Source organism: Roseateles sp. (genome assembly GCF_031397715.1).
Lineage (GTDB): Bacteria > Pseudomonadota > Gammaproteobacteria > Burkholderiales > Burkholderiaceae_C > Paucibacter_A.
This window is the reverse complement of sequence record NZ_JANNMI010000204.1, coordinates 1-11,245: the sequence shown is the minus strand read 5'-3', so window position 1 is coordinate 11,245 and position 11,245 is coordinate 1. Positions and strand designations below refer to the sequence as shown.

Annotated in this window: 10 protein-coding genes; 5 read left to right on the top strand and 5 right to left on the bottom strand. The window is 63.6% G+C overall.

Features of this window, described 5'->3' with window-relative positions; genetic code table 11:
* The 4 genes from RMO57_RS09060 to RMO57_RS09045 form a co-directional block, all read right to left on the bottom strand.
* A partial coding sequence (locus RMO57_RS09060) for a nitrous oxide reductase family maturation protein NosD (protein WP_310385883.1) occupies positions 1-577 on the bottom strand: 577 nt, incomplete at its 3' end.
* A gap of 23 nt (positions 578-600) precedes the next feature.
* Positions 601-3,231, bottom strand: a complete 2,631-nt coding sequence (locus RMO57_RS09055) for a 4Fe-4S binding protein (RefSeq protein ID WP_310385881.1) — start codon at positions 3,229-3,231, stop codon at positions 601-603.
* A gap of 91 nt (positions 3,232-3,322) precedes the next feature.
* Positions 3,323-5,254 (bottom strand): TAT-dependent nitrous-oxide reductase, encoded by a 1,932-nt coding sequence (gene nosZ / locus RMO57_RS09050; RefSeq protein WP_310385879.1) that lies wholly within the window; start codon positions 5,252-5,254, stop codon positions 3,323-3,325.
* A gap of 8 nt (positions 5,255-5,262) precedes the next feature.
* Positions 5,263-5,625, bottom strand: coding sequence for a hypothetical protein (locus RMO57_RS09045; RefSeq protein WP_310385877.1), 363 nt, complete (start codon positions 5,623-5,625; stop codon positions 5,263-5,265).
* Between the two features lie 182 nt (positions 5,626-5,807).
* Here RMO57_RS09045 and RMO57_RS09040 point away from each other — a divergent pair, with 182 nt between their 5' ends.
* From RMO57_RS09040 to RMO57_RS09030, 3 genes are all read left to right on the top strand, one after another.
* Positions 5,808-6,203, top strand: a complete 396-nt coding sequence (locus RMO57_RS09040) for a c-type cytochrome (RefSeq protein WP_310385875.1) — start codon at positions 5,808-5,810, stop codon at positions 6,201-6,203.
* A gap of 7 nt (positions 6,204-6,210) precedes the next feature.
* Positions 6,211-7,272, top strand: coding sequence for an FAD:protein FMN transferase (locus RMO57_RS09035; protein ID WP_310385873.1), 1,062 nt, complete (start codon positions 6,211-6,213; stop codon positions 7,270-7,272).
* Between the two features lie 99 nt (positions 7,273-7,371).
* Complete coding sequence (locus tag RMO57_RS09030; RefSeq protein ID WP_310385872.1) at positions 7,372-7,929, top strand: single-stranded DNA-binding protein; 558 nt, start codon at positions 7,372-7,374, stop codon at positions 7,927-7,929.
* Between the two features lie 108 nt (positions 7,930-8,037).
* Here RMO57_RS09030 and RMO57_RS09025 read toward each other — a convergent pair whose 3' ends face one another.
* Entirely contained in the window at positions 8,038-8,271 is a 234-nt protein-coding gene (locus RMO57_RS09025; RefSeq protein WP_310385871.1) for a DUF2789 domain-containing protein, read from the bottom strand.
* Positions 8,272-8,340: 69 nt separating this feature from the next.
* Here RMO57_RS09025 and RMO57_RS09020 point away from each other — a divergent pair, with 69 nt between their 5' ends.
* Both RMO57_RS09020 and RMO57_RS09015 read left to right on the top strand, forming a co-directional pair.
* Positions 8,341-9,561 (top strand): class I SAM-dependent methyltransferase, encoded by a 1,221-nt coding sequence (locus RMO57_RS09020; protein ID WP_310385869.1) that lies wholly within the window; start codon positions 8,341-8,343, stop codon positions 9,559-9,561.
* 151 nt (positions 9,562-9,712) lie between these two features.
* Positions 9,713-11,245, top strand: a 1,533-nt coding sequence (locus RMO57_RS09015) for a hydantoinase/oxoprolinase family protein (protein ID WP_310385867.1), incomplete at its 3' end; no start/stop codon positions are given.

The window sequence follows — 11,245 nt, the reverse complement described above, 5'->3', positions numbered from 1 at the left end:
TGCCGTAGCGGCTGTGGTGCAGCTTATTGCCCTTGAAGATGGCGTGATGGCTAACGTCCACATACAGCGCATCACGAACAAACCCGATATTGTTTGAAGTGATGCGGGCACCGGTGGTGTTGTAGAGCTGGATGCCGTTGCCGCGCTGCGAGCTGTTGAGCTCGCGTTTGCCGGTAATCAGGTTGTGCTCGATGCGCACATCATTGGCCTTCTCAATCCACAGGCCGAACAGGTTGTAGCTCAGGTCGTTGTGGCGCACCACGGCGCGATGCGCACCGGGGCGGATGTAGATGCCGGCGTTTTGATCCTTCAGGCTGGCGCCGGAGTCGCGCACGATCAGGCCCTCTATCGTCACGTCGGGCGCGGTGACGCGGATCGTGTCGCCGGTTTGCGCGCCGCTCAGGGTCGGGCGATCAATGCCGCGCAGCGTCAGCGGCTTGTCGATCTTGAAATTGCCGACATATTGGCCGCGGGCGACCTCGACCGTGTCGCCGGGCTGCGCCTGGTCGATCGCCAGCTGCAGCGACTCGCCCGGCGCCACCTTGAGCGTAGCCGCCTGCGCGCCCAACGATGCCATCAGCAGCAAGAGGGCCAGTGGCTTCAAAGCAGCAGGCCCATGGTCTTCAAGCCCAGGAACATGACGGCACCGATCAGCAGATTCTTGAAGCCAACATAACTGAGCATGTCCATCACGCTGGCGCGGCGGTAGTTGGCCTGCCACCAGGGGCCGTCTTTGACATAGCGTTTGCCGGCCAGGCGGATCAAGACCTCGTAGACGCTCCAGCCAAACCACCAGCCGATGATGGCGCTTTGCGACAGCCGGCCGGTGCCGGCCAGCACCCAGGCCAGGCTGGCGGCCAGGGCCAAGGAGAAGCCAGCGATCTGCAATGCTTGCTGGTTTTTCCAGTTCTCGCGACTCCAAGGCCAGAGGTGGTCGACCAGCTCCTGCCAAAGCCAGACCAGGCCCTTGGCACCGGCCTTGTGCGCGGGCGCCACCGGGTCGGTCGGCATGCGGGGGTCGGGGCCGTTAGCAACCTTGGCGCTCATCATGGGCATCGCTACAGACTCAATCGGAATGTAGTAGCCATCACGCCCAATCGGCGTGATCAAGAGCCCGTCGCGCTCGCGCCGCTTGCGCTCTTTCGATAGCGGCGGGCAGCCCTTGGTGTCGGTGTACAGAATCATGCAGTCGAGGCAGTGCAGGCATTCGCGGTGGTCGATGCGCCCGGCCGCGTCGATCGCCAGCGAGCCGCAGCCGACCGCACAGGCCTTGCAGCTGTTGCAGTCTTGCTTGCGCTTGAGGCCGAACCAGCGGAAGGTGCTGGGCATGGCCAGCGCCGCGCCGAGCGGGCAGATGTATTTGCAATAGGGCCGCTCAATGAACAGCGAGGTACCCAGGATCAGGCAAACGAACAGGCCGTAGGGCCAGGCCCGGTTGGTGATGCCGACCAGGAAGGTGGTCTTGAACGGTTCGACTTCGGCCAGGATTTCGGCCAGCCCCATCGAGAACATCGAGACGGTCAGCAGACCGAAGAAGACGCCGTACTTGACCCACTTGAGGCGGTTGTGCCAGGCGATGGGCAGATGGCCCTGAAAGCGCTTCAGGCCGATCTTTTCACCAACCTTGTAGATTGCCTCCGAGAGCGAGCCGAACGGACACATCCAGCCGCAGAACAGGCCGCGCCCGAACAGGAAGACGGTCAGGATGATGAAGATCCAGAACACGAAGATGAAGGGGTCGGTCAGGAACAAGGACCAGGTCCACTGGAACAGCAGCGAGTGAAACCAGGTCAGCACCTGCGTGATGGACGGCTGCGCCAGCGCGTTTGAGCCGACAAAGCCAATGCTCAAGGCCCAGGCGCTGTATTTGAAGGCGTTGACCGGCCACTTGTTCTTGTGGGTCGAGAGTCGGGTCAGCTTCTCCCGGAACGCGTAGACCACAGTGACCATCACCAACAGGGTGATGAACAGGGCGATCTCGACGGCGCGCGTTTTCCAGACCTGCACCCAGGGCGCGGCGTCCTCCTGCAGCGCCGGGCGGCCGCTGGCCAAGAGGCTGTCGTCCAGCCAGATTTTGGCGTCGAAACTGGTGAAGCTGCGCGTGCCGGTGGCACGGTCGACGCGGTTGCCGAGGAAGGCTAGCTTCCAAGGGTGAGCGGCTGAAAAGGACTTGCTGCGGATGATGAAAATCGCCGACTCGCTGAAGCTTGGCGCGCCGGCGGCTTCGAGGCCGTAAAGGTTCAGATAGTCCAGATCGCGGAAGGTGAAGCTGTCCGCACCTTGCTTGACCTGCACGCGGTCATAGAGGCCGCCGCGCACAAAGCCCGAGCCTTTGAACGACTCATTGCCGGCACTGCGCACGACGAAAAACGCATGCTCGCCCGGCTTCAACTGCGCATGCAGCTTTTGCCAGCTGTGTGCGCCGAGCAAGCTGGTGCCGACGTCGGGGTGATTCAGGTCACCGAACCAGAGTTCGATGAAGGGCTCGGCATTGCGCTCCAGCCCGACCTGCTCCGGCTTGACGCGCAGGGTTTGCACGGCACCGAGTTTGAGCAACTGGGCCCAGGTGAAGACCTGACCCTTGACGGCGTAGTTGGCGGGCTCGCGCACGGTGGGTGCCAAGATGCCGACCTGGCGCGCCACCGCTTGGCCCGAGGCCAGCATGACTTGGTTCTGCGCGATCACCGTAACGGTGGCGCCGGAGATGGCGTCCAGGCCCAGCACGCCTTCATCGGGGCGTGACTGGCCGATCTCGATCTTGTCGGCGACCGACTTGCCCAGGTATTGCGCGTTGAACTTGAGCAGCGCCGACTCAGGGATGCCGAGTAGCAGAATCGGCTCGGAATGCTTGAGCACCTGAGTGCCGACGAAATGGCCCGTCTTGTCCATGCCGATCAGCGTTACGACCGGCTTGCCCGAGTAGGCCGGCGTGTCGGTGATGTCGGTGGACAGCATGACATAGCCGAGCAGCGGCTTTTTGCCATCCGGCAGCGGCTCACCATAGGCCTCAACATAGGGCGGCGAGCCGAGTCGCTCGGAAAAACTCTTGGCGCCGGGGAAGACTGCCGTGCAAGGCAGGATGGCGCACATGTCCTTGGCCGTGTGCAAATCCGCCGGCAACTGCGCCTCGTAGGCGCCTGCCTGTGCGTTGCTGGCGCAGAGACTGACAAATAAAAACGCGGCCAAGTAGAACCCTACCTTGGCACCCAACTGCTTGCATCGCGAAAACATGTGCTCTTTCAACAGGGCCGGCGCCGCTGGATTGCGGCGCCGGCTGGCGGCAGCGGGGCTCGAGTCCGCTATGCCACCGAGGCTCTGGATTTCAGGCCTCAACAATCATCCGCGAGCGCATTTCCAAATGCAGCGCATGGCAGAAGTGGGTGCAATAACACCAATACACACCGGGCTTGTCGGCCACAAAGGTGACCGAGGCGGTTTCTTGCGGATTGACGATGAAATTGACGTTGTGCTTGGGGATCGCAAAGCCGTGCGTCAGGTCTTCGATCTTGTCCAGATTGGTCAGCGTCAGCGTGACGATGTCGCCCTTCTTGACCTTGAAGTCACGCAGGCTGAAGGCCGGCGCTTGGCTGGTCATCTTGACCTCGACCTTGTTGCCCTTGCGGAACACGCCCGAGTCCTTCGGGTCCTTGATCGCATTCGGGAAGTCATCCAGGTTGTAGACCTGCTTGGGGCTGACCAGCTCGCGCTTGAAGATGATGAAGTCATGCGGCTCGCCCCGCACCGGGTGATCGGCCAGCAAGACCATCTTGTCGCCCGAGATGTCGATCAGCTGCTCGTTCTCCGGGTGCAGCGGGCCGACCGGCAGGAAGCGATCCTTCGAGAACTTGCAACCGACAGCCAAATACTTGCCGTCGGCCGCGCGGGTTTCCGACTGGCTGGCGTTCAAGTGGCCCGGCTGGTACTGCACGTCAAGGCGGTCAACCACGTACTTGGCGCTCTTGTCGCCGGCATGGAATTTGATCGCCGCTTCAACGTTCCATTTGACCACCTGGCTGTCCAGGAACAGCGTGGTGTAGGCATTGCCACGCCCGTCAAAGGCGGTGTGCAAGGGGCCCAGACCCAACTCGACGTCGGCCACGACGGCCTTGTCGGCCGAGTCCAGCTTGCCGTCGAAGTAATCAAGCACCTTGGCGAGTTCAATCACGGTGCCGGTAGGCGAGAGCTTGCCGGCGCAGATGAAGTACTTGCCGTCCGGGCTGGCGTTGACGCCGTGCGGGTTCTTGGGCACCGAGACATAGGCGGTCAGCGCGGTCTTGGCATCCTTGTTGGCGGCGTGAGTGCCGTCCACCACCGGCACCTTGGAGTCGCCAATGGTCTTGAACTTGCCGGCCTTGACCGCCTCTTCGATACGCGCAACGTGGAAGAACAGGCAGGCGTCGCGCTCGGACGACATCATGTCCTCGTACTTGACGCCCATTTCGGTGTTGTATTGATTGGTCGCCGCCAGCTTGCCGTCGTAGGAGGTGGCGGTGAGGTCGCAGTTGCCGTCGATCATCACTTGCCAGCGCACTTCCATGCTCTCGGCATCGACGCAGGTGAACAGCGAGTGGTAGGTGCTGCCGTCGTCTGAGCCGATGTTGTTCGGCAGCGGGGTGGCGAATTCACCGCCGCAGAAAACCCGGGTGGTGTAGTTGATCTTCGGGTCAACCGGGTCGGCCTTGTCCGGGAAGATGCCGTGGAAGCCCTGCACATTGGGCAGCTCGGTGATCTTGTCGCAGATGAAGTAGTCGAGCCGGATGCGCGCGATACGGCTGTTGATCTTGTCGTTGATCCAGGCGTAGCGGCCGTCGTAGTTGCCGTCCTTGTAGGAGGCGTGGGTGTGGTGGGTGTCGGCGACGGTGTATTTGAGGCTACCGTCGGCCTTGGTGCCCATCACCTTCTTCGATTCATTGGTGATGCCCCAGCCGACCAGCGCGTCCGGCACGAAGCAGGGGATGCGGTGGATTTCGCGGCCGGACGGCAGGCCCAGCACGCGCATATCGCCGGTGTGGCCGCCGCTCCAGAGGCCGTAATAGGTGTCCAGCTCGCCCGGCTTCAGATGGGTGGCGTTGGCGCTTGCGCCCGTGTGGCCCGGTGCCGCTCCGGATGCGGCCGGCGCCGCGGCGCTGCTGGGCTTGTCGGTGCAGGCGACGGCGCCCAGGCTCAGGCCGGCCAGCGCTGCGCTGTTGATGAAACGGCGGCGGCCCAAGCCGGCGCTGGTTTCGAGGGTGTTCTTCTTGTCTTGACTGCTCATGATGATCCTCATCGGGTTTGGTTTGGGGATTCGGGGGGAGGGCCGCGCGCGGGAGGCGGGCCGGTGTCGAAACTGGCGTGGTCACCGCGTTGCTCGGGCAGGCGGGGTGTGGTGTCGGGGTTTGAGCGCGTGCCGGTCGGGCTCAGGCCGGTCGGCAGTGGGCCGAGCAGCAGGCAGTTGGGGCAGTCCAGCGTGGGTGCGAGATCGGCGTCGTCACCGAGTTGCACCAGCTTCATCTGACCCGAGCCCGAGCAGACCAAGTCGAGCGGGCCGTCGTGCAGCAGCGGGGCGGCCATGCCCGCAACCATGGCCATCAGCAGCCATGACAGCACGCAAGCTCGCAGGCGGCGACTGAAATGGTGGAGTGGCATGGGCTGGGTTAATACAAGCATCAACGGGAGAACGAATAATTCCCGACTCTGCCGGCGACAGCCTTAAACTGGTTCAAGAAAAGCAAATATGGGTTTGAAATTGAAATAAATTGCCGCGCAGCGCTGGTGTTTTGGCGGCAGGATTTTAGAATCAGTATTAATTTCAATTAGCAGGAGTTTTTATGCGTGGTATTTTCAACTTTAGCGCCGCCGCTGCCGCTCTGATCTTGTTGACGGCCTGCGGTCAGAAGGAGCAGGCCGCCGCGCCAGCAGCCGCGCCGGAGGTGGTGGCGCCGGTGCCCGTCGTTGCCGCTGCCGCCGAGAATGCGCTGGGCAAAAGCGTCTTCGGCAAGACCTGCGCGATGTGCCATGCGGCCGGCGTGGCCGGTGCGCCCAAGCCAGGTGACAAAGCCGACTGGGGCCCGCGCATCGCCCAGGGCAACGAGATTCTTTACAAGCATGCGATCGAGGGCTATACCGGCGCCAAGGGCATGATGCCGGCGCGCGGCGGTGGTTCCACGCTCAGCGATGACGAGGTCAAGGCGGCCGTTGACCATATGGTCGGTTTGTCCAGATAAAGCAACTATGAAGAATACAGCCGAAGCCAGCACTGACTTAGCTCGTCGGCGAGTCGCCATGGCGCTGCCTTTGCTGGGCGGCGGCTTGCTGGGCTTGGGCGGCGCGGCGTGGGGCGCAGCGCCGGTCCAGCAGCGCAGTTCGCGATTTTTGATGGGCACGCAAGTCGACATCGCGGCCGAAGGCGCCGAGCCGGCGCGATTGTCCGCAGCGCTCGACGCGGCCTACGTGGAAATGACCCGCTTGGCCGACATGATGAGCCGCTATAGGCCGACCAGCCCGGTCTGCGCCATCGGCTTGGCGGCGGGCTTGCAGCCGGTCGTGGTGCCGGCCGAATTGATGCAGGTCATGCTGGCGGCGCAGGCCTTGTCACGGCAAACCGGTGGCGCATTTGATATGACCGTCGGGGCTTTGAAAGCGTGGCGATTTGATTTGGGTCAAGTCGAAAAGCCCAATGATCAATTATTGAATCGGCAGATTAAATTGGTGAATTACCGGCGCTTGATATTGAACGAAGAAGCCGGCAGCGCGTATTTAATGGAACCTGGCATGGCCTTGGACTTGGGCGGTATTGCCAAATTGCCGATTCTGCAGGCCGGTATGCAAGTTTTGGCGGACGCCGGTATCCGCAATGCCTTGATCAATGGCGGCGGCGATGTTTTTTACCGCGGCACTTGGCAAGGCCGACCCTGGCGCATCGGCCTGCGCGATCCGCGTCAGCCGCAACGGCTATTGGGTGCTCTGGAACTTGAGGGCGAAGGCCTGCTGGCCTCCAGCGGCGACTATGAGCGCGGCTATTTTTCGCCAGACGGTCAACGCCAGCATCACATCCTCGACCCTCGCAGCGGCCGGCCGACGCAGGGCCCTCACGGGCTCAGCCTGTTGGCGCGCGGCCGCCATGCCGTGCAGGCGCTCAATGGTCTGGGCGCAGCCATCATGGTCGGAGGCATGGCGGCGGGGCGGCGGCAGATTGAGGCCAACTCAGGGCTGGAAGGACTGATCGTTGATCACGACGGCAGCGTTTGGCAGTCGCCCGGCATGGCGCAGGGGCTGCGCCGGCGCCGAGCCTGAGCAGCGCAAGGGATATCCTGCCCTGGCGGCGCTGCGGCGGCGGCATAATCTCGGGCTCAGGCATCTGCAAGTGCAAGCAAACAAGAAAGAACGCCCATCATGGCCTCGGTCAACAAAGTCATCATCATCGGCAACCTCGGCAAAGACCCCGAGTTGCGCTACAACCCCAGCGGTGTGGCCTTCTGCACCATCAGCTTGGCGACCACGCGCAGTTGGAAGAACCGCGAATCGGGCGAGAAGCAGGAAGAGACCGAATGGCACCGGGTGGTCTTCAATGACAAGCTGGCCGAGATCGTCGGCCAGTATTGCAAGAAGGGCAAGCCGCTCTATGTAGAGGGCCGCCTGCGCACACGCAAGTGGACCGACAAGGAAGGCAAAGAGGTCTACACCACCGAAATCATTGCCAACGAAATGCAGTTGCTTGGCGGCCGTGACAGCGGCGACGAGGGCGGCGGCGGTGGCGGCTACGGCGGCGGGCAAGCCCGTGGTGGTGCCGCTGGTGGTGGCGGTGGTGATGAGTACGGCGAGCCAGCCGCTCGTGCGCCCGCAGCCCGCGCCCCGGCGCCACGTGCGCCAGCCCCGGCGCCTCGCGCAGCGGCCCCGGCCCCGCGGTCGGCGACCGGTTTTGACGATATGGATGATGACATCCCGTTTTAGAACCTAATTCGGCAACCGGCCCGGTCTAGCCTCACTCACTCAACACAGCCGGCACGCGATGGTTTGCCGGCTGTGCTGCATTTTGCGCGCGGGATTTGCCTTCGCGCATCAGGCGCTGAGCATCGCGTTCAGCGAGTCGACCAAGCCGACCCAATCTGCATCGTCGGCGAGCTTTTGGCGCAGCAGCTGGGCTTGGCTGACGCTCCAGAACGGAGCGTCAGCCAGCCTAACGCCATCGGCCAGCGGTCGGTGGCTGGCGACGAAGGCTTCGATGGACGCAGCGTCGTCCGGCAGGCCGAGTTGCGAAAACAGGTCGGACAACTGGTGGATCGGGGTTTCCATGATGGTTTTCCTTGTTGGGGTTTGCAGACGAGCCAAGGGACAGGCACCGGATAGCAACGAGAATACGCCATGAATACTGAAGACGATGCAAACCAAATTCGCTGGATCGACAACCAAGGCCAGCCCGTACAAGCCCGCTGGCGCTCGATCGCCGATCACCCCGCACCCAAACGCGTTTATGTGGTGGACGATACCGTCGACGCCGACAGTGCCTACCAATGGGCCAGCGAAGGCATCGGCTTGCTGTGGTGCGGCGACTTCCAGAACGCCAGACAGCTGATGCTGGCGATGGAGCGTCGGATTGACTCGAAGGTCGAGCGTGCCGCCGCCAAGTCGGCCAAGACTGCCAAACCCGCCGCGGCAGGTCAGCCCGTAGCGGCGTCGTCGTCGCTGCTGCATCAATTGTTCGTGGCCCAGCGCAAGGCCCAGGCGCTGCGCTCGCGCGTCCTCAATATGCTGCTGCTGCCCTTTGACGCCGACCACGGCGTGCCGCTGCGTCGTGCCCCCGATGTGCGCGAGGCCGGCGCGCAAGCGCGTGGGCCGGTGGGCGAGCATTACGTTGCCTCGCTGCGCGAGCTGCAAGGCCTGATCGGCGCGCATGAATGGCGCAAAAAAGGCGTTCATGTCGGCGCGCTGAAGGCCGAGATCATTCCCCATTACGGCGTCTTCTCACCGTTGCGCGGCGAATATCTGGACCTGGTCGCCCATGCGCCGCTGCCGGCCAGTTTGAAAAGCAGCGGCAAGGCCGGCATCGCCTTCGACATCGGATGCGGCACCGGCGTGCTGGCCGCGCTGCTGGCGAAACGAGGCGTCAATCGCGTCGTCGCCACCGACCAGGACGCTCGCGCCCTGGCCTGCGCTCGCGATAACCTGGAGCGACTGGGTGTGGCGGCAAGGGTCGAGTTGCTGGAGGCCGATTTGTATCCGGCCGAGCCGGCCCAAGCGCATCTGATCGTCTGCAACCCGCCCTGGCTGCCCTGGCGGCCTAACTCGCCGCTTGAGCATGCCGTGTACGACCCCGACAGCCGCATGCTGCTGGGTTACCTAAACGGGCTCAAGACTCATCTGCTGCCCGACGGCGAGGGCTGGCTGATCATGTCCGACCTGGCCGAGCATTTGGGGCTGCGCAGCCGCGAAGAGCTGCTGGGCTGGATCGCCGCCGCCGGGCTGCGCGTGCTCGACCGCACCGACGTCAAGCCGCAACACGCCCGCGCCACCGACAAAAGCGACCCGTTGTTCAAAGCCCGCGCGGCCGAAGTCACCTCGCTGTGGCGGTTGGCAGCAGCCTGACCCAACCCCCGCGTCCTCCCTAGTTGCGGTCAGGTTCATTTCCCTAATTGGGGTCAGGTTCATTTAATTTTTAATAAATGAACCTGACCCCATTTCGAAAATTAAATGAACCTGACCCCAATTTAATGTGCCCAATTTAATGACGCAAGTCTTGCCTGTTGCCGCAACCGATCGCTGGCAGTTTTGGATCGACCGGGGCGGTACGTTCACGGATCTGATCGGGCGCGCGCCGGGTGGCGCCTTGCATACCCTGAAGCTGCTGTCCGAGAATCCGGAGCAGTACCGGGACGCGGCGGTCGAGGGCATTCGCCGTTTGCTGGGGCTCAAGCCCGGCGGGGCGATCACGCCGGCCCTGGTGGACTGCGTCAAGATGGGCACGACCGTCGCCACCAACGCGCTGCTGGAGCGCAAGGGCGATGCGACGCTGCTGGTCACCACGCGCGGTTTTCGTGACGCGCTGCGCATCGCCACGCAGGCGCGGCCGCAACTGTTTGCGCGCCGGATCGTCTTGCCCGAGCTGCTTTACAGCCGCGTGATCGAGGCCGCTGAGCGTTTCGGCGCCCAGGGCGATTGCGTGTTGCCGTTGAACGAGGCGGCGCTCAAGCTGGATTTGCAGACCGCGTTTGACGCCGGCCTGCGCGCCTGCGCCATCGTCTTTATGCATGCCTACCGCTACCCGGCCCATGAGCTGCAGGCCGAGCGTTTGGCGCAACAGCTTGGCTTCACGCAGATTTCGGTCTCGCATCGGGTCAGTCCCTTGATGAAGTTAGTGCCGAGTGGCGACACCACCGTCGTCGACGCCTATCTGTCACCGATCCTGCGCCGTTATGTCGACCAGGTGGCAGCGCAGATGCCGGGCGTCAAGCTGTTCTTCATGCAAAGCTCGGGCGGCCTGACGGCGGCCCATCACTTCCAGGGCAAGGACGCCATCCTGTCGGGCCCGGCCGGCGGCATCGTTGGCATGGTGCGCACCGGCTTGGCGGCCGGTCACGCCAAGTTGATCGGTTTTGATATGGGCGGCACCTCGACCGACGTCAGTCATTTCAATGGAGCTGATGTTGGCCCCAAGGCCGCTGCGCGACCGCCCCCCGAGGGGAGCAAGGCAGCTTGGGGCGGCCCGGCGCTGCCTTATGAAACCACTTTCGACACCGAAATCGCCGGCGTGCGCGTGCGGGCGCCGATGCTGAACATCCACACGGTGGCGGCAGGCGGCGGCAGCGTGATCCGATTCGACGGCGCGCGCCTGCGTGTCGGCCCCGAGTCGGCCGGCGCTAATCCCGGCCCGGCCAGCTACCGGCGCGGCGGGCCGCTGGCCACCACCGACGCTAACGTGATGCTGGGACGCATACAGCCCGACTTTTTCCCCAGGCTGTTCGGGCCGCAGGCGGATCAGCCGCTGAGCCGCGAGGCCGCCGAGTTGGGCTTCACGGCGATGGCCAAAGACATGTCAGCCGCCAGCGGGCGCTTGGTGACGGCCGAGCAGGTCGCCAGCGGCGCGCTGCAGATTGCGGTCGGCAGCATGGCCAATGCGGTCAAGCGCATCTCGGTGGCACGTGGCTATGACGTCAGCAGATACACCCTGCAATGTTTTGGTGGCGCGGGCGGCCAGGCGGCTTGTCTGGTGGCCGATGCTTTGGGCGTGAGCCGCGTGCTGCCCACTTCGCTGGTGACCACCGATCTCACC

Excerpts from the sequence above, each read along its gene's own strand:
- RMO57_RS09055 (WP_310385881.1), bottom strand. The coding sequence starts at position 3,231 with ATGTTTTCGCGATGCAAGCAGTTGGGTGCCAAGGTAGGGTTCTACTTG.
- nosZ (WP_310385879.1), bottom strand. The coding sequence starts at position 5,254 with ATGAGCAGTCAAGACAAGAAGAACACCCTCGAAACCAGCGCCGGCTTG.
- RMO57_RS09045 (WP_310385877.1), bottom strand. The coding sequence starts at position 5,625 with ATGCCACTCCACCATTTCAGTCGCCGCCTGCGAGCTTGCGTGCTGTCA.
- RMO57_RS09040 (WP_310385875.1), top strand. The coding sequence starts at position 5,808 with ATGCGTGGTATTTTCAACTTTAGCGCCGCCGCTGCCGCTCTGATCTTG.
- RMO57_RS09035 (WP_310385873.1), top strand. The coding sequence starts at position 6,211 with ATGAAGAATACAGCCGAAGCCAGCACTGACTTAGCTCGTCGGCGAGTC.
- RMO57_RS09030 (WP_310385872.1), top strand. The coding sequence starts at position 7,372 with ATGGCCTCGGTCAACAAAGTCATCATCATCGGCAACCTCGGCAAAGAC.
- RMO57_RS09025 (WP_310385871.1), bottom strand. The coding sequence starts at position 8,271 with ATGGAAACCCCGATCCACCAGTTGTCCGACCTGTTTTCGCAACTCGGC.
- RMO57_RS09020 (WP_310385869.1), top strand. The coding sequence starts at position 8,341 with ATGAATACTGAAGACGATGCAAACCAAATTCGCTGGATCGACAACCAA.